The sequence below is a fragment of the Pseudomonas nitroreducens TX1 genome (assembly GCF_000313755.1).
Classification (GTDB): domain Bacteria; phylum Pseudomonadota; class Gammaproteobacteria; order Pseudomonadales; family Pseudomonadaceae; genus Pseudomonas; species Pseudomonas nitroreducens_A.
In genome coordinates, this window is record NZ_AMZB01000110.1 from 1 (window position 1) to 21,067 (window position 21,067).

General features: G+C 66.8%; 19 protein-coding genes. 10 read left to right on the forward strand and 9 right to left on the reverse strand.

Annotated elements, in window-relative coordinates; translation table 11 throughout:
- Positions 1–9: 9 nt before the first annotated feature.
- From trkA to def, 4 genes are all read right to left on the reverse strand, one after another.
- The gene (gene trkA, locus C167_RS0113890) at positions 10–1,383 is read right to left on the reverse strand and encodes a Trk system potassium transporter TrkA (RefSeq protein WP_017518880.1); all 1,374 of its coding nucleotides are present in this window, start codon (positions 1,381–1,383) and stop codon (positions 10–12) included.
- A 142-nt stretch (positions 1,384–1,525) separates the two neighbouring features.
- A complete protein-coding gene (gene rsmB / locus C167_RS0113895) occupies positions 1,526–2,836 on the reverse strand; it encodes a 16S rRNA (cytosine(967)-C(5))-methyltransferase RsmB (protein WP_017518881.1) in 1,311 nt (436 codons plus the stop codon).
- Positions 2,833–3,777 (reverse strand): methionyl-tRNA formyltransferase, encoded by a 945-nt coding sequence (fmt, locus tag C167_RS0113900; protein ID WP_017518882.1) that lies wholly within the window; start codon positions 3,775–3,777, stop codon positions 2,833–2,835. The genes rsmB and fmt overlap by 4 nt, the downstream gene beginning before the upstream one ends.
- Before the next feature lie 51 nt (positions 3,778–3,828).
- Entirely contained in the window at positions 3,829–4,335 is a 507-nt protein-coding gene (def, locus tag C167_RS0113905; protein WP_017518883.1) for a peptide deformylase, read from the reverse strand.
- Positions 4,336–4,472: 137 nt separating this feature from the next.
- Between def and C167_RS0113910 the strand changes: the two genes are divergently transcribed.
- From C167_RS0113910 to C167_RS0113920, 3 genes are all read left to right on the forward strand, one after another.
- Positions 4,473–5,498 carry a LysM peptidoglycan-binding domain-containing protein gene (locus C167_RS0113910; RefSeq protein ID WP_017518884.1) on the forward strand — a complete coding sequence of 342 codons (1,026 nt, stop codon included), beginning with the start codon at positions 4,473–4,475 and terminating at the stop codon, positions 5,496–5,498.
- Positions 5,499–5,629: 131 nt separating this feature from the next.
- Positions 5,630–6,730: a DNA-processing protein DprA gene (gene dprA / locus C167_RS0113915; RefSeq protein ID WP_017518885.1), complete on the forward strand. Its 1,101-nt coding sequence runs from the start codon at positions 5,630–5,632 to the stop codon at positions 6,728–6,730.
- Between the two features lie 41 nt (positions 6,731–6,771).
- The gene (locus C167_RS0113920) at positions 6,772–7,329 is read left to right on the forward strand and encodes an L-threonylcarbamoyladenylate synthase (RefSeq protein WP_017518886.1); all 558 of its coding nucleotides are present in this window, start codon (positions 6,772–6,774) and stop codon (positions 7,327–7,329) included.
- Between the two features lie 152 nt (positions 7,330–7,481).
- On the opposite strand, the gene C167_RS0113925 is transcribed toward C167_RS0113920, so the two are convergent.
- Complete coding sequence (locus C167_RS0113925) at positions 7,482–8,459, reverse strand: NADPH:quinone reductase (RefSeq protein ID WP_017518887.1); 978 nt, start codon at positions 8,457–8,459, stop codon at positions 7,482–7,484.
- A 182-nt stretch (positions 8,460–8,641) separates the two neighbouring features.
- Here C167_RS0113925 and hemF point away from each other — a divergent pair, with 182 nt between their 5' ends.
- Positions 8,642–9,556 carry an oxygen-dependent coproporphyrinogen oxidase gene (hemF, locus tag C167_RS0113930; RefSeq protein WP_026079033.1) on the forward strand — a complete coding sequence of 305 codons (915 nt, stop codon included), beginning with the start codon at positions 8,642–8,644 and terminating at the stop codon, positions 9,554–9,556.
- Between the two features lie 209 nt (positions 9,557–9,765).
- Positions 9,766–10,587, forward strand: a complete 822-nt coding sequence (aroE, locus tag C167_RS0113935; protein WP_017518889.1) for a shikimate dehydrogenase — start codon at positions 9,766–9,768, stop codon at positions 10,585–10,587.
- A 119-nt stretch (positions 10,588–10,706) separates the two neighbouring features.
- Here aroE and C167_RS0113940 read toward each other — a convergent pair whose 3' ends face one another.
- The 3 genes from C167_RS0113940 to betC are packed head-to-tail and all read right to left on the reverse strand — an operon-like array spanning position 10,707 to position 14,755.
- Positions 10,707–12,266: a SulP family inorganic anion transporter gene (locus C167_RS0113940; protein WP_017518890.1), complete on the reverse strand. Its 1,560-nt coding sequence runs from the start codon at positions 12,264–12,266 to the stop codon at positions 10,707–10,709.
- A gap of 7 nt (positions 12,267–12,273) precedes the next feature.
- Positions 12,274–13,209 carry a choline ABC transporter substrate-binding protein gene (locus C167_RS0113945; RefSeq protein WP_017518891.1) on the reverse strand — a complete coding sequence of 312 codons (936 nt, stop codon included), beginning with the start codon at positions 13,207–13,209 and terminating at the stop codon, positions 12,274–12,276.
- Positions 13,210–13,237: 28 nt separating this feature from the next.
- Positions 13,238–14,755: a choline-sulfatase gene (gene betC / locus C167_RS0113950; protein ID WP_017518892.1), complete on the reverse strand. Its 1,518-nt coding sequence runs from the start codon at positions 14,753–14,755 to the stop codon at positions 13,238–13,240.
- A 129-nt stretch (positions 14,756–14,884) separates the two neighbouring features.
- On the opposite strand from betC, the gene C167_RS0113955 reads away from it, so the two are divergent.
- From C167_RS0113955 to C167_RS0113975, 5 genes are all read left to right on the forward strand, one after another.
- Entirely contained in the window at positions 14,885–15,781 is an 897-nt protein-coding gene (locus tag C167_RS0113955) for a choline sulfate utilization transcriptional regulator (RefSeq protein ID WP_017518893.1), read from the forward strand.
- The gene (locus tag C167_RS0113960; RefSeq protein WP_017518894.1) at positions 15,778–16,110 is read left to right on the forward strand and encodes a DOPA 4,5-dioxygenase family protein; all 333 of its coding nucleotides are present in this window, start codon (positions 15,778–15,780) and stop codon (positions 16,108–16,110) included. The genes C167_RS0113955 and C167_RS0113960 overlap by 4 nt, the downstream gene beginning before the upstream one ends.
- A gap of 103 nt (positions 16,111–16,213) precedes the next feature.
- Complete coding sequence (locus C167_RS0113965) at positions 16,214–16,735, forward strand: sigma-70 family RNA polymerase sigma factor (RefSeq protein WP_017518895.1); 522 nt, start codon at positions 16,214–16,216, stop codon at positions 16,733–16,735.
- Positions 16,732–17,670 carry a FecR family protein gene (locus C167_RS0113970; RefSeq protein ID WP_017518896.1) on the forward strand — a complete coding sequence of 313 codons (939 nt, stop codon included), beginning with the start codon at positions 16,732–16,734 and terminating at the stop codon, positions 17,668–17,670. Before C167_RS0113965 ends, C167_RS0113970 begins: the two co-directional genes overlap by 4 nt.
- Before the next feature lie 427 nt (positions 17,671–18,097).
- A complete protein-coding gene (locus tag C167_RS0113975) occupies positions 18,098–20,482 on the forward strand; it encodes a TonB-dependent receptor (RefSeq protein WP_017518897.1) in 2,385 nt (794 codons plus the stop codon).
- 28 nt (positions 20,483–20,510) lie between these two features.
- Here the strand turns inward: C167_RS0113975 and C167_RS0113980 are convergent, their stop codons facing one another.
- A complete protein-coding gene (locus tag C167_RS0113980) occupies positions 20,511–20,825 on the reverse strand; it encodes a putative quinol monooxygenase (protein ID WP_017518898.1) in 315 nt (104 codons plus the stop codon).
- Between the last annotated feature and the right edge of the window lie 242 nt (positions 20,826–21,067).

Consider the following 21,067-nt stretch of genomic DNA (forward strand, 5'->3'; position numbering starts at 1 on the left):
CCCGCCAGATCAGAAGAACGTCAGGCCGGCCTGGAACAGCCGCTCGACGTCGCGGATGCGCTTCTTGTCCACCACGAAGAGAATCACGTGGTCGCCGGATTCGATCTTCGTCTCGCCGTGGGCGATCAGCACGTCGTCGTCGCGGATCACCGCGCCGATGGTGGTGCCCGGCGGCAGCTGCACTTCGTTGATCTTGCGGCCGATCACCTTGCTCGACTTGGCATCGCCGTGGGCGACCACCTCGATGGCTTCGGCGGCGCCGCGGCGCAGGGAGTGCACGCTCTCGATATCGCCGCGGCGCACGTGGGTCAGCAGGGTGCCGATGGTGGCCAGCTGTGGGCTGATGGCGATGTCGATCTCGCCGCCCTGCACCAGGTCGACGTAGGCGGGGTTGTTGATCAGCGTCATCACCTTGCGCGCGCCCAGGCGCTTGGCCAGCAGCGAGGACATGATGTTGGCCTCGTCGTCGTTGGTCAGCGCGAGGAACAGGTCGGTGTCGCCGATGTTCTCCTCCAGGAGCAGGTCGCGGTCCGAGGCGCTGCCCTGCAGCACGATGGAGCTGTCCAGGCTGTCGGAGAGGTGCCGGCAGCGCGCCGGATTCATCTCGATGATCTTCACCTGGTAACGGCTCTCGATGGCCTCGGCCAGGCGCTCGCCGATGTTGCCGCCGCCGGCGATGATGATCCGCTTGTAGCTGTCCTCGAGCCTTCGCATCTCGCCCATCACCGCGCGGATGTGGGCCTTGGCGGCGATGAAGAACACCTCGTCGTCGGCCTCGATCACGGTGTCGCCCTGGGGAATGATCGGCCGGTTGCGCCGGTAGATCGCCGCCACGCGGGTGTCGGCGTTGGGCATGTGCTCGCGCAGCTGGCGCAGCTCCTGGCCCACCAGCGGGCCGCCGTAGTAGGCGCGGATGCCGACCAGCTGGGCCTTGCCCTCGGCGAAGTCGATCACCTGCAGGGCGCCGGGATACTCCACCAGGCGCTTGATGTAGTTGGTGACCACCTGCTCGGGGCTGATCAGCACATCGACAGGGATCGCCTCGTTGTCGAACAGCCCGGCGCGGGTCAGGTATGCCGCCTCGCGCACACGGGCGATGCGTGTCGGGGTATTGAACAGGGTGTAGGCGACCTGGCAGGCCACCATGTTCACCTCGTCGCTGTTGGTCACCGCCACCAGCATGTCGGCGTCGTCGGCGCCGGCCTGGCGCAGTACCGTGGGGAACGAGGCCTTGCCGTGGACGGTGCGGATGTCCAGGCGGTCGTTGAGGTCGCGCAGGCGTTCGCCGTCGGTGTCGACGACGGTGATGTCGTTGGCTTCGCTGGCCAAGTGCTCGGCCAGAGTGCCGCCGACCTGGCCGGCACCGAGGATGATGATTTTCATGAGAGCTCTTTGTTGACTCCTCGGGGGAGGGATTGCGAGCTGGAACGAGACTAGGAAGAGTGCGGTTTCGAAGCGGAGAGTAAATGAGCATTCGAAACCGTGCTCTGACGACGTATCGTCGACGCGCAGCAGCCCGTGGTGCCTAGCGTGCCGAGATCTTGATCAGCTTGGCATAATAGAAGCCGTCGTGCCCGCCCTGCTGCGGCAGCAGCTGGCGGCCGTGGGGCTGCTTGATGCCAAAGGGGCCGGGCAAATCCAGCTCGCGGGCGCCGGGGGTGCGACCGAGGAACGCGGCGATCTGCTCGCTGTTCTCCTGCGGCATCACCGAGCAGGTCGCGTAGACCATCACGCCGCCCACTTCGAGGGTCGCCCACAGCGCGTCGAGCAGTTCGCCCTGCAGCTGCGCCAGCGCCTGGATGTCCTCGGCGGTGCGGGTCAGCTTGATGTCCGGGTGGCGGCGTATCACGCCGGTGGCGGAGCACGGTGCGTCCAGCAGGATGCGTTGGAACGGCTTGCCGTCCCACCATCTGGCGGTGTCGCGGGCGTCGGCGGCGAACAGCTCGGCTGAAAGCTGCAGGCGCGCGAGGTTTTCTCGTACGCGCACCAGGCGGCTTTCTTCCAGGTCCACGGCGACCACGCCGGCCAGCTTGGGCTCGGCTTCCATCAGGTGGCAGGTCTTGCCGCCGGGGGCGCAGCAGGCGTCCAGCACGCGCTGGTTCGGCGCCAGTTCCAGCAGGTCGGCGGCCAGTTGCGCGGCCTCGTCCTGCACGCTGACGCGGCCTTCGGCAAAGCCTGGCAGCTCGCGCACATCGCACGGTTGCACGAGGTTGATGCCATCGCGGCTGAATTCGCAGGCCGTGGCCTCGAAGCCGACGCGGTTGAGCTCATCCAGGTAGGCATCGCGGCTGCCGTGGCGACGGTTCACCCGCAGGGTCATCGGCGGATGCGCGTTGTTGGCGGCGCAGATCGCTTCGAACTGCTCCGGCCAGGACTTCTTCAGCGCCTTCTGCAGCCAGCGCGGGTGCGCCAGGCGTGCGGCGGGGTCTTTGTCGACCTCGGCGAGCAGCGTTTCGCTTTCGCGCTGGGCACGGCGCAGCACGGCGTTGAGCAGGCCCTTGGCCCAGGGCTTCTTCAGCTTGTCCGCGCAGCCGACGGTCTCGCCGATGGCCGCGTGCGGCGGAATGCGGGTGTAGAGCAGCTGGTAGAGGCCGACCAGCAGCAGTGCCTCGACGTCGCGGTCGCCGGCCTTGAACGGCTTTTGCAGCAGGCGCGCGGCGAGTGTGGACAGACGCGGCTGCCAGCGGGCAGCGCCGAAGGCCAGCTCCTGCACCAGACCACGATCACGCGGCTCGACGTTCTCCAGCTGGGTTGGCAGCGAGCTGCCAAGCGAAGCGCGCCCGGCGAGCACGGCGGCCAGCGCGCGAGCGGCGGCGAGACGGGGATTGCTACTCATGCGCCCAGCACCTGTCCTGGCGTGAACTGTTCGCGACGGCTGTTGAACAGGTCGGCGAAGGCCAGCGGCTTGCCGCCAGGCAGTTGCAGGCGGGTCAGCAGCAGCGCGCCTTCACCGCAGGCCACCAGCAGGCCGTCGCGGCTGGCATCGAGGATCTTGCCCGGCTCGCCCTTGCCCTGCGCGGGCCTGGCGCCGAGCACCTTGAGCGCAGCTTCGCCCAGGGTGCTGTGGCACACCGGCCAGGGCGTGAAGGCGCGGATGCGGCGCTCCAGCACGTCGGCCGGGAGCGACCAGTCGATGCGCGCCTCTTCCTTGTTCAGCTTGTGCGCGTAGGTGGCCAGGGCGTCGTCCTGCACCTCGCCCTTGAGCGTGCCGACGGCGAGGCCGGCGATGGCCTCGACAACGGCTTTCGGACCCAACTGGGCCAGGCGGTCGTGCAGGCTGCCGCCGGTATCGTCAGCGGAAATCGGCGTGCTGACCTTGAGCAGCATCGGCCCGGTGTCCAGGCCCGCTTCCATCTGCATCACGGTCACGCCGCTCTCGGCATCGCCGGCTTCCACCGCGCGCTGGATCGGCGCGGCGCCGCGCCAGCGCGGCAGCAGGGAGGCGTGGCTGTTGATGCAGCCCAGCCGCGGGATATCCAGCACCACCTGCGGCAGGATCAGCCCGTAGGCCACCACCACCATCAGGTCCGGCCTGAGCGCGGCCAGTTCGGCCTGGGCGGCGGGGTCGCGCAGGGTTGGCGGCTGCAGCACCTGCAGGCCATTCTCCAGGGCAAGCTGCTTGACCGGGCTGGGCATCAGCTTCTGGCCGCGGCCGGCTGGGCGGTCCGGCTGGGTGTAGACGGCGACGATCTCGTGCGGCGTATCGAGCAGCGCCTTGAGGTGCTCGGCGGCGAATTCCGGCGTGCCGGCGAAGACGATGCGCAGTGCTTGGCTCATATCGGGCTCACAAAAAAGAAAGGCTTGCCGGGGCAAGCCTTTGGGATGGGGTCACGCCTGTTGCCGGTGCTGCTTTTCCAGCTTCTTGCGGATGCGGTCGCGCTTGAGGTTGGACAGATAGTCGACGAACAGCTTGCCGTTGAGGTGATCGCACTCGTGCTGGATGCACACCGCGAGCAGGCCCTCGGCCACTTCCTCGAACGGATTGCCGTCACGGTCCTGGGCCTTGATCCGCACTTTCTGCGGACGGTCTACATTTTCATAGAAGCCGGGCACCGACAGGCAGCCTTCCTGGTACTGGTCCATTTCCTCGGTGAGGTATTCGAACTCCGGGTTGATATAGACGCGGGGTTCGGATTTGTCCTCGGACAGGTCCATCACCACGACGCGCTTGTGCACATTGATCTGCGTTGCCGCAAGTCCGATGCCCGGCGCCTCGTACATGGTCTCGAACATATCGTCGATCAGCGTACGCAGGGCGTCATCGAAGACCGTGACCGGCTTGGCGATGGTCCGCAGGCGCGGATCGGGGAATTCGAGAATGTTCAGAATGGCCATATACGTTTGTGATGCACTTGTGGAATAAAGTCAAAATCGGCTGCTAATATGCTGAGCAGCATCGAAAAACGCTGGAAAGCGCGGTAGGGGCGGCTTCCAGGCGTTTCATGTGTACACATAATAAAGGGATTCACCGCATGAGGAAAACACTACTCGCCCTGCTGCTGCTCGCGGCAGGCGGGGTGGCGCAGGCTGCCGTGCAGCTCAAGGAAGGCCATCCGGATCGCTATACCGTAGTGAAGGGCGACACCCTCTGGGACATCTCCGGCAAGTTCCTCAGCAAGCCGTGGAAGTGGCCGGAAATCTGGCAGGTGAATCCGCAGATTCAGAACCCGCACCTGATCTATCCGGGGGACGAGCTGAGCCTTGTGTACATCGATGGCCAGCCGCGCCTGATGCTCAACCGCGGCGCCTCGCGCGGGACCATCAAGCTGTCGCCGCGGGTGCGCAGCACGCCGATCGCCGAGGCGATCCCGACCATCCCGCTGGAAAAGATCAACGCCTTCCTGCTCTCCAACCGCATCGTCGATAACGCCGACGTCTTCACCAACGCGCCCTACGTGGTGGCGGGTGACCAGGAGAGCGTGATCAGCGGTGCCGGCGACCGTGCCTATGCCCGCGGCACCTCGCTGTCGGAAGAGAACAGCTACGGCATCTTCCGCCAGGCCAAGGTCTACACCGACCCGGAAACCAACGAGCTGCTGGGCATCGACGCCATGGATGTCGGCGGTGCCAACGTCACTGCGAAGGAAGGCGACGTCGCCACCCTGACCCTGACCCGCACCACCCAGGAAGTGCGCCCCGGCGACCGCCTGTTCCCCACTGAGGAACGCGCGATCACCTCGACCTTCATGCCCAGCGAGCCGACCTCCCCGATCAAGGGCACCATCATCGACGTACCGCGCGGTGTGACCCAGATCGGCAAGTACGACGTGGTGACCATCGACAAGGGCACCCACGACGGCCTGGCCGAAGGCAATGTGCTGGCCATCTACAAGCTGGGCGAAACCGTGCGCGATCGCGTCACCGATGAAATGGTGAAGATCCCGGACGAGCGCTCGGGCCTGGTGATGGTATTCCGCACCTACAACCGCCTGAGCTACGGCCTGGTGCTGACCGCCACCCGTTCGCTGGAAGTCAACGACCGCGTCCAGAATCCCTGAGCCGCGCATGACTTGAAGAAAACCCCGCTTCGGCGGGGTTTTTTGTGGGCGTAATCCGGAAGGGTCCGACAGCGGGCGCGCCGGCCAGCGCTGCATAGTCCTGGCGTCATCCGCACGCCAAGGATTGCTCCATGACCGCCGTCCCAAACCTTTCTCCGGCCGAAATCGAGGCGCGGCTGCGCCTGCATGGCCTTCCTGACCTGGGCCCGAGGCGCTTTCGCCGCCTGATGGAAGCCTTCGGTTCGGCTTCCGCCGCCCTCAGCGCGCCGGCAGCGGCCTGGCGATCCCTGGGGTTGCCCGCCAGCTGCGCGCAACCGCGCCGCGAAGCCGCCATCCGCGAACAGGCGGCCGACGCGATGCGCTGGCTGGAGGCGTCCGATCACCATCTGCTGATGTGGGACGCGCCGGAATATCCCGCGCTGCTGGCGGAACTGGTGGATGCCCCGCCAATGCTGTTCGTGGCGGGTGAGCCGAGCCTGCTGGAGCGCCCGCAACTGGCGATGGTCGGCAGCCGGCGAGCCAGCAAACCGGGCCTGGATACGGCGCGTGCCTTCGCTCGCAGCCTGGCTGGCGGCGGCTTCGTGATCACCAGCGGGTTGGCGCTGGGCATCGACGGAGCGGCCCATGAAGGGGCGCTGGAGGCTGGCGGCATGACGATCGCCGTGCTGGGGACCGGGCTGGAGCACCTCTATCCGCGCCGCCATCTCGGGCTGGCCACACGCATCGTCGAGCAGGGCGGCGCGGTGATCTCCGAGCTGCCGCTGAATTGTGCGCCGCAGGCCTCGAACTTTCCCCGGCGCAACCGGATCATCAGCGGTCTGTCCCTGGGCACCCTGGTCGTGGAAGCCAGTCCGTCCAGCGGATCGCTGATCACAGCGCGACTGGCCGCCGAGCAGGGCCGCGAGGTCTATGCGATCCCTGGCTCGATCCACCACCCCGGCGCGCGCGGCTGCCACGAGCTGATCCGCCAGGGCGCAACCCTGGTGGAGACGGTCGAGCACATTCTCGAAGGCCTGCAGGGCTGGACACAGGGAGCATCTGCCGTCGAGGCGGCGGCATCGTTGCCTTCCCACCCGCTGGTCGACCTGCTCCGCGCCGCGCCGCAGAGCAGCGAGCAACTGGCGCTGCGCTGCGGCCTGGACCTGCCCCAGGTACTGGTGCAGCTCACCGAACTGGAGCTGGACGGACGGGTCGCCTGCGAGGCCGGGGTCTGGGTGCATCGCGCCCCCTGAGCACGTAAACTGCCGCGCATCGCAGATCCGAGGAGTTTTCGATGTACAGCAACTGGCGTACCCAGCGCATGGCCCAGGTCGTGCGCGATGGCGGTGTGATCGCCTACCCCACCGAAGCGGTCTGGGGCCTGGGCTGCGACCCGTGGAGCGCCGACGCCGTGTACCGCCTGCTGGCGATCAAGGCGCGTCCGGTGGAGAAGGGCATGATCGTGGTGGCGGGCGACATCCGCCAGTTCGACTTCCTCCTCGAGGACCTGCCCGAAGCCTGGCAGGACAAGCTCGCCGCCAGTTGGCCCGGCCCGAACACCTGGCTGGTCCCGCACCAGGGCCGCCTGCCCGAGTGGGTGACCGGCGAGCACGACACCGTCGCCCTGCGCGTCACCGACCATCCGCTGGTGCGCGAGCTGTGCCGCTTCACCGGCCCGCTGATCTCCACGTCCGCCAATCCCGCCGGCCGGCCGCCCGCCCGCAGCCGTCTGCGCGTGGAACAGTACTTCCATGACGAGCTGGACGGCGTGCTTGGCGGCGCCCTGGGCGGGCGCCGCAATCCCAGCCTGATCCGCGACCTGCGGACCGGTGAGACCGTTCGCCCGTCCTGATCCTGCAGGAGCGGATCTTATCCGCGAAACCGGCCCGCAGGCCGGCGGTAGATGATTGCACCGCTATTGCAGTGATCGCGGAGAAGCTCCGCTCCTACAAGAGCAGGCCCGCCCAGTTGTAGGAGCGAGCTTGCTCGCGAACGCCCTTCAGATCAGGGCAGCAGAATCGTCGAGCCCGTGGTGCGCCGCGCCGCCAGCTCGGTCTGCGCCTTTGCCGCCTCGGCCAGGGCGAAGCGCTGGTTGATCTCCACCTTCACCTTGCCGCTGGTGATCATGCCGAACAGGTCGTCGGCCATGGCCTGCAGGCGCTCCGGCGTGCTGGCGTAGCCGAACAGCGTCGGCCGGGTGACGTAGAGCGAGCCCTTCTGCGACAGGATGCCCAGGTTGACCCCATCCACCGGGCCGGAGGCATTGCCGAAGCTCACCACCAGTCCGCGCTGGGCGGTACAGTCCAGCGAAGTCAGCCAGGTATCCTTGCCCACCGAGTCATAGACCACCGGGCACTTCCTGCCATCGGTCAGTGCGAGCACGCGCTCGACCACGTTCTCATGGCTGTAGTCGATGGTTGCCCAGGCGCCGCGGGATTTTGCCAGCTCCGCCTTGGCGGCCGAGCTCACGGTGCCGATCAGGTGCGCGCCGATGGCCTTGGCCCACTGGCAGGCGATCAACCCGACGCCGCCGGCAGCCGCGTGCCAGAGGATGGTCTGGCCCGGCTGCACGTTGTAGGTCTGGCGCAGCAAGTACTGCACGGTGAGGCCCTTGAGCATGACGGCAGCGGCCTGCTCGAAGGTGATCGCATCCGGCAGTTTCACCACGCTGGCGGCCGGCAGCACGTGCTGCTCGCTGTAGGCGCCCAGCGGGCCGGTGGCGTAGCCGACGCGGTCGCCGACCTTCACGCTGGTCACCGCGCTGCCCACTGCTTCCACCTCGCCGGCGCCTTCGGTTCCGACGCCGGAGGGCAGGCTCGGCGCGGGGTACAGACCGCTGCGGTAGTAGGTGTCGATGAAGTTCAGGCCGATGGCGCGGTTGCGCACCCGCACCTCGTTCGGGCCGGGTTCGGCCGGGGTGTAGTCGACGATCTCTAGGACTTCCGGGCCGCCGGTCTTGGCAAATTGAACACGCTTGGCCATGTCGCTCTCCTGATGGCGCGAGGCCCTGCCTCGCCGGGGAAAAGACTTTCATCCAAGCCGCACGCCGGACGGGCGTCAAGACCAGCTTTGCCGGCGACGATGGTATGCTGGCGCCCGTTTTCGACCCTGAACCCCGCTCCGGCCCGCGCCACGCGTGGCTTTCCCGCTCCAAGGTGATTCTCGTGACCGACCGCATCGAGGCCGTGAAGGCCTACCTGCTCGACCTGCAAGACCGCATCTGCGCCGCACTCGAAGCCGAGGACGGCAGTGCCCGTTTCGTCGAGGACGCCTGGCAGCGGCCGGCGGGCGGCGGCGGTCGGACGCGGGTGATCGGCGAAGGCGCGCTGATCGAGAAGGGCGGCGTGAACTTCTCCCATGTCTTCGGCGCCGGTTTGCCGCCGAGTGCCAGCGCGCACCGCCCGGAACTGGCCGGGCGCGGATTCCAGGCGCTGGGCGTGTCGCTGGTGATCCACCCGACCAACCCCCACGTGCCGACCTCCCACGCCAACGTGCGCTTCTTCATCGCCGAGAAGGAAGGCGAGGAAGCGGTCTGGTGGTTCGGTGGTGGTTTCGACCTCACACCCTACTACGCCCATGAGGAAGACTGTGTGCTCTGGCACCAGGTCGCCCGCGATGCCTGTGCGCCCTTCGGCGAGGATGTCTACCCGCGCTACAAGGAGTGGTGCGACCGCTACTTCCACATCAAGCACCGCAACGAACCGCGCGGTATCGGCGGCCTGTTCTTCGACGACCTCAACCAGTGGGACTTCGACACCAGCTTCGCCTTCCTGCGCGCCATCGGCGACGCCTACCTCTCCGCCTACCTGCCCATCGTGCGCAAGCGCAAGGACACTCCCTATACCGAGCAGCAGCGCGAGTTCCAGGCTTTCCGCCGTGGCCGCTACGTCGAATTCAACCTGGTCTACGACCGTGGCACCCTGTTCGGCCTGCAATCGGGCGGGCGCACCGAGTCGATCCTCATGTCGCTGCCGCCGCAGGTGCGCTGGGGCTATGACTGGAAGCCGGAGCCGGGCAGCGAGGAAGCGCGCCTGACCGAGTATTTCCTCACCGATCGGGACTGGCTGGGGCAGGCCTGATTCCGTCCGAACCTGTAGGAGCGGATCTTATCCGCGATCCGGCCGCAAGGCCGGTGGTCGAGGCATTGCACCGCCGCCGCGGTGATCGCGGAGAAGCTCCGCTCCTACGAAAGCAACCCCGTACCTGCCGATCGGCTGCGGGCTTGGCACTACGGCGGAAAAACCGGCAAGCTCTCCGCCCTTCCGATCCTCTCGCCCCAGGACTCCCCATGGACCGCTACTGCGTCTTCGGCAACCCCATCGGCCACAGCAAGTCGCCGCAGATCCACCGTCTGTTCGCCGAGCAGACCGGCCAGGCGCTGAGCTATGACGCGCGGCTGGCGCCGCTGGACGATTTCGCCGGGAACGCCCGTGAGTTCTTCGAGCAGGGCCTGGGCGGCAACGTCACCGTGCCGTTCAAGGAAGACGCCTACCGCCTGGCTACCGAACTGAGCGAGCGCGCGCGGCGGGCTGGCGCGGTGAATACCCTGAAGAAGCTCGAAGGCGGCGCACTGCTGGGCGACAACACGGACGGCGCCGGGCTGACCCGCGACCTGACGGTGAATCACGGCGTTGTCCTGCGTGGTGCGCGCATCCTCGTGCTGGGCGCCGGCGGCGCGGTGCGCGGCATTCTCGAACCCTTCCTCGCTGAGCAGCCGGCGTGCATCGTCATCGCCAACCGCACGGCGTCGAAGGCTCAACAGCTGGCGGAAGCGTTCAAGGATCTGGGGACGGTCAGCGGCGGCGGCTTCGACCTGCGCGATGAGCCCTTCGACCTGATCGTCAACGGCACCTCGGCTTCCCTGGCCGGCGAGCTGCCGCCCATCGACCCGGCGCTCATCCAGCCGGGCCACACCGTCTGCTACGACATGATGTACGGCAAGGACGTGACGGCCTTCAACCGCTGGGCCGCCGAACACGGCGCGGCGCGCTGCATCGACGGGCTGGGAATGCTGGTGGAGCAGGCGGCGGAAGCCTTCCTGCTGTGGCGCGGCGTACGGCCGGATTCGGCGCCGGTCCTCGATGAGTTGCGCCGTCAGCTCAAGGGCTGAACATCGATTCGCGAGCGGGCTCTTGTAGGATCGAGCTAGCTCGCGAACCACGTCCCAGCATCTGAGTCGCCGGAGAATTTGTCCGCGAGCACGCTCGCTCCTACAGATGAAGCCCGGCTCTATTGCTCGACCTGCAATACCCCGCCCTTCCCCATCTGCCTCTCCAGCTCCGCACGCACCCGTGGCCGGGCATTGCGCAGGACCAGGCTGCGGCCTTCGCTGGCGAGGCGGCGGGCTTCCTGCTGCAGCATCTGCGCGCCGGCGAAGTCGATGAAGTTCACGTGGTGCGCGTCCAGCACCAGGCGTTCGCCGCGGCTGCGTTGCATCAGCTTCTGCAGGTAGTCGCAGGCGCCGAAGAAGATCGAGCCTTCGATGCGCAGCACTTCCTCGTCTTCCCGTTGCCACTGCTGCACGCGTGGCTGCGAGGTGCGCTTGAGGTAGAAGAACAGCGAAGCCAGTACACCCGCATAGACGGCGTTCTGCAGCGGCAGCAGCAAGGTGGCGGCGAGGGTCAGCAGCATCACCAGGGACTCTGCGCGGCTGCCTTTCCACAGGGCGCGCAGGGCCGGGCGATCGACGAGGTTCCAGCAGATCAGCAGGATGCCGGCGGCCATGGCCGGCAGCGGGATGTGGGTGATCAGACCTGCGCCGACCACCGCCAGCAGCGCCACCCATAGCGCCGAGAACACCCCGGCCAGCGGCGTGCGCGCGCCGGCGTCCTGGTTCAGCCCGGAACGGGTGAAGGAGCCGGCGGACAGCGTGCCCGACAGCCACGGCCCGATCAGATTGGACAGCCCCTGCGCACGCACCTCCTGGTTCGCATCCAGCGGTTGGTGCGAGCGCGCCGCCAGGGCGCGGGCGATGGACAGGCTCGTCACCAGCCCGAGCATGCCGCAGGCGACGGCGGCGGGGAGCAACTGGGCGACGGCGGAAAGATCGAGCGATAGCGGGCTGAACGGCGGTAATGCACTGTGGAACGCCGCGACCCTGGCGACTCCGGCGAAGGTCGCCGGCATCGCCCAGACCAGCGCGCCGGCGCCGATCAGGCCGACCAGCAGCGCCGGTCCGCGCCGCCACAGGCGCTTCATTATCAGGCTCAGCGCTAGGCTGAACACGCCGACCAGCAACGAAGGTCCATGGAAATCCGGCAGCTTCCACCACAGCGCGGCGACGCTGGTCAGCGCCGTGCCCTGCCCGCCTGCGGTGATGCCCAGCAGATAGGGCAGCTGGCCGATGACGATCACCAGCGCTGCGCCGCAGGTGAAACCGAGCAGCACCGAGTGCGAGACGAAGTTCACCAGCACGCCGAAACGCAGCATGCCCAGCAGCCACTGGAACAGCCCGGCGAGGAAGGTCAGCAGCAGCGCGTACTGGATGAACTGCGCGCTACCTGGCGCGGCCAGTGGCGCGATGGCCGTGAACAGCACCACCGAGATCGCCGCCGTGGGCCCGCCGACCATATGTTTCGACGAGCCCCACAGGCAGGCGACCAGTACCGGCAGCATCGCTGCGTAGAGCCCGTATTCGGCCGGCAGCCCGGCGATCAGCGCGTAGGCCATGGACTGCGGCAGGGCGAGCACCGCGCCGGAGAGGCCGACGCCCAGGTCGCGGCGCACATCGCGCCGCGTGACCTGTGGCAGCCAGGCGAGGAAGGGCAGCAGGCGGATCAGGCGCTCCATCGACGGCCTACAGCCGGGCCTTCACGGCAGCCAGGGCGTCGCCGCCGTCGCGGGTCTTCACGCCGGCCAACCACTGGTCGAGGCGCTGCGGGTTGGCCTTGATCCAGGCCTTCACCGCGTCGGGGTTCTTCACATTCTTCTCCAGCACCTCGGCCATGATGGCGTTCTCCATCGGCAGGTCGAAGGACAGGTTGGCCAGCAGCTTGCCGCTGTTCGGGCACTGCTCGGCGTAGCCGTTGCGGGTGACGGTGAACACGCTGCCGGTGCTGCCGAAGTACTTCTCGCCGCCAGTGAGGTACTTCATGTCGTACTTCACGTTCATCGGGTGCGGTGTCCAGCCGAGGAACACTACCCAGCGCTCGCGCTTCACTGCGCGACCGACTTCGGCGAGCATCGCCTGCTCGCTGGATTCCACCAGCTTCCAGTCGCCCAGGCCGAACTCGTCGCCGGTGATCATCTTCTGGATCGACTGGTTGGCCGGCGCGCCGGAGCCGATGCCATAGATTTTCTTGTTGAACTGCTCGGCGTGCTGGTCCAGGTCGGCGAAGGTCTTCACCCCGGCGTTCCACACGTAGGTCGGCACGGCCAACGTGAACTCGGTGCCTTGCAGGTTCTTCGCCAACTGGGTGACCTGCTTGCTGGCGATGAACTGGTCATGAAAGCCCTGCTGCGCCGGCATCCAGTTGCCGAGGAAGGCGTCCACCTGGCCGTCGCGCAGACCGCCATAGGTGATGGGCACCGAGAGGGTATCGATCTTCACCTGGTAACCGAGACCTTCGAGGAGAAAGGCGGCGATGCCGTTGGTCACGGCGATGTCGGTCCAGCCAGGGTCGGCCAGCTTCACCGTACTGCAGGCTTCATCTTCGGCGCGGGCCAGCGGGCCGCCCAGCGCCAGTGCGCCGGCCAGCAACAGCGTTGATGCGGTTCGTACGGTGTTGTTCATGCTCCCATCCCCTTCGGCTTTGTGGTTGTTATTTCGGTTGCGGATAGCGGGCGCGGCGCTCCAGATCGTCGAGGTCGATATGGTTGCGCATGTACTGCTGGCTGGCGTCGACCATCGGCTGGTGGTCCCAGCTTTTCAGCGTTCCACGGGTCAGCGCGTCGGCCACCAGGCGGCGACGGCGCTGGCTGGCCAGCACTCGTTCGGTAATGGCGGATACATCCCAGCGCGCGCGGGCTTCACCCAGCAGGTCGCGTACCAGGTTGACGTGGTCGGGCGATTCCATGAGGTTTTCCAGTTCGCGCGGGTCGTTCTTCACATCGAACAGCAGGCACGGGTCCTGCTCGGAATAGATGAACTTGAAGTCGCCGCGACGGATCATCATCAGCGGGCTGACGGTGCCTTCGGCGGTGTATTCGCCAATCACCTCGTCATGGCCGCCGCAGCCCTCCAGATGCGGCAGCAGCGAGCGGCCGTCGAGATCGATGCCGGGTTCGACCTGCCCGCCGGCCAGCTCCACGAGGGTCGGCAGCAGGTCGACGGTGGACACCGACTGGCTGACCCGATGCGCGGCGAAACGCCCGGGTGCGTGCACCAGCAGCGGCACGCGGGCGGCCATCTCGAACCAGTGCATCTTGTACCAGAGGCCGCGCTCGCCGAGCATGTCGCCGTGGTCGCCGGAGAACACGATCAGCGTGTCTTCACTCAGGCCGCAATCTTCCAGGGTGCGCAGCAGCGCGCCGATCTGCGCATCGACATAGCTGCAGGCGCCGAAGTAGGCGCGGCGCGCGGCGCGGACTTTTTCCTCGGGCATTTCCTGGCCCCACAGGTCGATCACCTTGAGCAGCCGCTGGGAGTGTGGGTCCTGCTCATCCTGGGCGATCTGCACCGAGGGCAGCGGAATGTCCTCGTCGCGGTACAGATCCCAGTACTCGCGGGGGATGGTGTAGGGGTCGTGCGGGTGGGTCATGGACACGGTCAGGCAGAACGGCTGCCCGGCGTGTTCGCGCACGTGGTCGTAGAGGTACTGGCGCGCCTTGAACACCACCTCCTCGTCGAAATCGAGCTGGTTGGTGCGCACGCACGGGCCGGCCTGCAGCACCGAGGACATGTTGTGGTACCAGCTCGGGCGCACGTCCGGCGCGTCCCAATTCACCGCCCAGCCGTAGTCGGCGGGGTAGATGTCGCTGGTCAGGCGTTCCTCGTAGCCGTGCAGCTGGTCCGGGCCGCAGAAGTGCATCTTGCCCGAGAGCGCGGTGCGGTAGCCCAGGCGGCGCAGGTAGTGCGCGTAGGTGGGGATGTCGGCGGCAAAATCCGCGGCGTTGTCCCAGGCGCCAATCTTCGTCGGCAGCTGGCCGCTCACCAGGGTGAAGCGCGAGGGCGCGCAGAGCGGACTGTTGCAGTAGGCCGAGTCGAACACCACGCCTTCGCTGGCGAGGCGCGAGAGGTTGGGCAGCTTGATCGGCGACTGGGCGTCGTAGAAGGGCAGGAGCGGCGCGGCCATCTGGTCGGCCATGATGAAGAGGATGTTCGGGCGCTGGCGCTTCATGGCGTTGGGCTTATCCTGTTGACGCGGTTATGGGATGCTGTGCGGTATGAGTCTGTGGGCTGCTGGATACGGGGTGAAGTGCATGGCGGAGCATGCTTCGGATAACACTTGCTTATGTGAGAGCGAACCTTGAGCGTGCCGCTGGAACTGCTGCGCGTATTCGAAGCCGCGGCGCGTCTGCTCAGTTTTACCGCCGCTGCCGGCGAGCTCGGCACCACCCAGCCGGCGGTGAGCCAGCAGATCAAGCGCCTGGAAAAGCTGCTGGCGGTGCGCCTGTTCGACCGCATCCACCGCGGCATCGCGCTCACCGAGAGTGGACAGGTGCTGCAGCAGCACGTTCAGGCCGGGCTGGAGAGCATCGACGCAGGAATCGCCTCGGTTACCGCGAAACATCCCCACGAGGTGCTGCAGGTCGCCACCGACTTCGCCTTCGCCGCGTACTGGTTGATGCCTCGCCTGCCGCGCTTCCGCCAGGCGCACCCGGAATTGGACGTCGGCCTGATCAGCAGCGACCGCAGCCCGGTCTCCCTGCGCAGCGACATCGATGTGGCCATCGCCTTCGGCGACGGGCGCTTCAAGCACGGCGAGGCGCTGCGGCTGTTCAGCGAGGAAGTCTTTCCGGTGTGCAGCCCGCGCTTGCTGGAAGGCTGCGAGTTGCCGCTGTCGCCCCAGGCGCTCACCGAGTTGCCGCTGCTGCACCTCAAGCCTGAAGCCTCCAGCCGCTGGTTCGACTGGGGCGGCGTCTATCGCGCGCTCGGCATCAGTGGTGCTCCGGCGCCGGCCGGGCTGCGTTTCGACAACTACACCCTGCTGGTCCAGGCGGCCATCGCCGGGCAGGGGGTCGCCATCGGCTGGCGCCACCTGGTCGACGAACTGCTGGACCAGGGGTTACTGTGCCGGCCCATCGCCGGATCGCAGCAATCGCGCTTCGGCTATTACGCCGTGCTGCCCGAGCGCAAACGGCGGATGCGCCTGGTGCAGCGTTTCGTCGACTGGCTGCAGGCGGAACTGGAGCAGGATCGATGACCGAAATTCAGGACTTCCACGCCCACGTTTATTTCGACGCCGCCAGCATCGATCGCGCCCGCGCGCTGTGCGAGGAGGCGGCGCGCCGCTTTGGCGCGAAGATGGGCCGCGTCCACGAACGGCCGGTCGGCCCGCACCCGGACTGGAGCTGCCAGCTGGCCTTCGACAACGCCACCTTCGCCACCCTGGTGCCCTGGCTGGCACTGAACCGCGATGGCCTGGTGGTGTTCGTCCATCCCAACACCGGCAACGATCTGCGCGATCACCGGGACTACGGCATGTGGCTGGGCGAAGTGCGGCCGCTGGACCTCTCGTCGTTCACGAGCTGACACTTTTTTGCATTCGATAATAATTCTCGATTCGTTGTATGCTGCCCACCCTTCGCATCGGTCTGACAGACGTTGGCCGGTTTTTAAGGGTATTTCGGCCATCATGCGGCGCTTCGCTTCCTCTTCCCTGTTGCAGAGCTTCCAGGCGCACTACGCGGACCTGATGCGCTTCCTCGCCCGCAGGCTGGGGGATAACCAGCGCGCCGCCGATGTCGCCCAGGACACCTGGCTGCGCCTGGCCGACCACCCCGCCGAAGCCGAGGTGCAGGACCCGCGCGCCTACCTGTTCCGCGTGGCCGGCAACATTGCCATCGACAACCTTCGTCGCGAGGGCCGGCTGGCCGAGCTGCACGTCGACGAAACCGCCGCCAACGACCTGAGCGATCCTGCTTCCGGGCTGGAGCACCGCCTGCTCGCCCATGAGGCACTGGTACATCTGGACGCCGCCCTGGACCAGTTGCCGTCGAACGCCCGCGAGGCGCTGCTGATGAACCGCCTCGACGGCCTCACCCATGCGCAGATCGCCCAGCGCCTGGGTGTCTCCGAGAGCATGGTGGGCAAGTACATCGTCCAGGCGATGCGGCACTGCCGCGACTGGGCGCAGCGCCAGGAGGGAACGCCATGAGCCGCTTGGAGCTGTCGCTTTCCGATGAGGCCATCGAGCGTCTCGTGCACCTGCATTCGGGTGACGCCGGAGCTGCCGAGCGCCTGGATTTCCTGCGCTGGCGCGGGCTGAGCGTGGACCACGAACAGGCCGCCCGCGAGGCCGAGGCCCTGTGGGGCGTCCTGCCGGAAACCCGCCATGCCCAGCGCTATCGTCAACGCGCGCGGCGTCCTCGCCGTGTACTGGCCATGGCGGCCGCTGCGTGTGTGGCGGCCTTGGGGCTGGCTATCGCCCTGCCGCGACCCCTGGCCGGGCTGTACGCCGATTACGCCACCCGCACCGGCGAGCGGCGCATGCTGGAGCTGGCCGATGGCAGCCGTGTCTGGCTCAACAGCGACAGCGCGCTGTCCGTGGACTTCGGTCCGCAGCAACGGCGCCTGCGCCTGCACGGCGGCGAAGCCCTGTTCGAAGTGGCCAAGGATGCGGGGCGGCCCTTCGTCGTCGAGGCCAGGGGGGGCGAAGTGCGCGCCGTGGGCACGCGCTTCGACGTGGACAGCCGTGGGCCGCAGGTGCGCGTGGACGTGACCGAGGGCGTGGTGCAGGTGAGCAGCGCGGGCGGCGCGCCGGTTCGCTTGTCCGCCGGCGAGCGCCTGAGCTACCGCGAGGCCGCCGCGCCCGAACCGGTGCAGCCGCTGGATCTGTCCAGCGCCAGCGCCTGGCAGCGCGGCAAGCTGATCTTCAACCAGCGCCCGTTGGCTGAGGTGCTCGACGAGCTGGAGCGCTACGTGCCGGGGCGCATCGTGCTCACCGACAGCGCGTTGCGCCAGCACAAGGTCAGCGGCGTGTTCGACCTGCAGGACCCCGGCGCGCTGCTCAAGACGCTTGAGCACTTGCAGCCGGTGAAGGTCACGCATCTGCCGTGGCTGGTGCTGATCCGCCCTGCGTTAAAGGGCTGAGAAGAAATGCGTTGCCCCAGAGACGGTTCTACGTGGAGGCAGGACCCTCTCCCCAGCCCTCTCCCTGAAGGGAGAGGGAGCCGTTCGTGCCGGCTGACGGCAATGGTCCACCGTGTTCCGTTCCAGTCCCCTCTCCCTTCGGAGCGGGGCGCGCAGCCAGGGTTAGGGAGAGGGCAGCTCCGGCTCGGTGCTACAGAGGCGTTGGGGCGAATAACGCCCCAGGCGTTATCCGCCGCTCGCACCGTATCGGCGGATGAAGCCTGCCGCTTCATTCGCCCTACGAAAGCGGTTGCCGGCCTCTCACACAAGAAAATGAAAATATTTTTCATTCAGCACTGCAAGGTTGGCATGACCGTTTCGTCGTAGGCAGGAACGCGAAAAATTCTCACTACGCGACCCTGACTCCACAAGAACGGATTTCACCCGCATGCCATACCGTCCTTCTCCGCTGCACCGCGCGATCCTGCTCGCTTCCCTGCTCGGTGCCGCTGCGCCCGTCGTCCACGCCGCGAACGCGGCCACCGTCGAGCTGCATATCGCCCCGCGCAGCCTTGACAGCGCGCTGACCCAGTTCGCCGACCAGGCCGGACTGCACCTGCTGTTCAACTCCGAGGACATCCAGGGCCTGCAGAGCGAAGGGCTGGATGGCACCTACAGCACCGAAGAGGCGCTCAACCAGCTGCTCTCCGGCAGCGGTGTGAGCTGGCGCTTCACCGACGAGCGGACCGTGCTGCTCAAGCGCGAGAAGGACGACTCCGCGGCCCTGAGCCTGGCGCCGATGCAGATCAGCGTGGCGGCGCGCACGCCCACCGACATCAGCTCGATCCCCGGCACCGTCTGGGTAGTCGATCAGACCCAGCTGCGCGAGCAACTGGACACCGGCGTCAGCCTCAAGGAAGCCGTGGGCAAGCTGGTTCCCGGCCTTGACCTGGCGCCCGAGGGCCGCACCAACTACGGCCAGAACATGCGCGGGCGCAACGTGCTGGTGATGATCGATGGCGTCAGCCAGAACAGCTCACGCGGCCTGTCGCGCCAGTTCGACAGCGTCTCGCCGTTCAACGTCGAGCGCATCGAGGTGCTTTCCGGCGCCAGCGCCATCTACGGCGGCGGCGCTACCGGCGGCATCATCAACATCATCACCAAGAAGGGCGCAGCCGGCGATGCGCGCTTCGAGACGCAGCTGGGCGCCAGCAGCGGCTTCAACAACAGCGATGACCTGTCGACCCGCGCCGCGCAGTCCATCAGCGGCGGCAACGACCGTGTCGTGGGCCGCCTGGGCGTCTCGGCAGAGAAGAATGAAGCGTTCTACGACGGCGCCGGCAACCAGATCTTCATCGACAACACCCAGACCGACCTGCAGTACAACCGCACCGTCGACGTGATGGGCAACCTCACCGCGCAGTTCACCGACGAGCAGAGCCTCGACCTGCTGGCGCAGTACTACGACTCGGGCAACGATGGCAGCACCGGCATTTACTTTCCCAACCTGAAGTACCGGGCGCCGTCTGACCTGGAAGATGCGCAGATCCGCAGCGGCATGGACACCGACCTCGAACCGCGCACGCGCCGTGTGCTGCTCAACGCCAACTACCACCACAGCAACCTGCTGGAGCAGGACTTCTACCTGCAGGCGTACTACCGCAAGGAAGACGACAACTTCTACCCCTTCCCCTACTACAACACCGGCAAACCCACCGGCTCGAAGGGCGTGTACTTCGCCGCTTCGCAGCAGAACTTCGAGGTCAGCGGCCTGAAGGGCCTGTTCAGCAAGCAGTGGGATTCGCTGAAATTCACCTATGGCGTGGACTTCGACCACGAGCGCTTCAACGCCGAGCAGAAGGTCTTCGACCAGCGCCTGTCCTCCGAAAGCGGCGGGCTGGACCTGGAAACCGCCAGCAGCGCACCGCGCTACCCCAGCTACATCGTCGACGGGCTGTCGTTCTACGGCCAGCTGGACTGGAAGGCCACCGACAACCTCACCCTCTCCGGCGGCGCCCGCAACCAGAAGATGGATGTCGAGGTGGACGACTTCAAAGGCGTGCCCGGCGGCAGCAACGACTACCAGGTCAACCTGTTCAACCTCGGCGCGATCTACGACTTCAAGAACGGCCATCAGCTGTGGACCAACTACAGCGAAGGCTTCGACCTGCCCGACCCGGCCAAGTACTACGGCAAGGCCGGCCTGTCGGTAGACGACAACCCGCTGGCCGGCATCAAGAGCCGCCAGGTCGAGACCGGCTGGCGCTACAGCGACCTGCAGTGGCAGGCCCAGGCGGCGGTCTACTACATCTGGTCGGACAAGATCATCACCACCGACCAGGCAACCCTGACCATCGACGTGCAGGACCAGAAGAGCCGCGACTTCGGCTTCGAGGGCGCGGTCACCCGCTATTTCGACAGCGGTTGGCAGGGCGGCACCACGCTGCACCTGGTGCGCTCGGAAGAGGAAGATGCCGACGGCGACTGGATCAAGCGCGATGCGCGCTATGCGTCGCTGTCCAAGTCCACCGCCTTCGTTGGCTGGGGCGATGGCGAACGCAGTGCCCGCCTGCAGGCCCAGCACGCGTTCAACCTGAAGGACGATGCGGACCACGAGATCGACGGCTACACCACCTTCGACCTGATGGGCGAGCAGAAGACCGGTTTCGGCACCTTCAGCGCCGGTATCCAGAACCTGCTGGACAAGCAGTACAGCACCGTCTGGGGCCAGCGCGCAGCGCTGTTCTATTCGCCGACCTACGGGCCGGCCTACCTGTATGACTACCAGGGCCGCGGGCGGACCTTCACGCTGGGCTGGAGCCTGGAATATTGAGGGGGTGAAAGCTCAGGACCTGAAAAGCTCAGGCCACCTTTCCGGTGGCCTGATCGAGGGTTTCCACTATGCCGCCGCCAAGGCTCCGGCAGTGGCATAGAAGCGCTTCGCCGAGCAGCTGCAACGAGGGCGTGGCGAAGTACTCCAGCAGCGCCTCCTCGTTCTTCCAACTGCCCTGCAGCAGCCACGGCTGGCCGTTCTCGCGGGTCACCAATTGGCAGCGCAGGCATCCCGGTGCGCGGCGTGCGCCGTCGACCAGGTTGTCTATCAATGCGCCCAGTTCCGGCTCGTGACCCCGCCGGGGATGGATCTGCAATTCGTGTTCGATGGGTTGCCAGTGCATGTCCTGTCCTCCGCGTTCCAGGAAGAAGTCCGAGGTGGCTCCTCGGACGACTGACAGGAAGATTAAGGCCCGGCCTGGGCCGGGCGTTATCCGGATGCTGTCGCCTTCTTGCCTGATCCTGCGAGGCGTTCTCCATGCTCTGAAAAAGGGCGTTCGCGCGCTATTTCCAGCCCTTGCACCGCCACGGTGCGCGACGCGATGCCGGCATGGCTTGTCCATTCCTGCCGATTGCTTGCCTGATC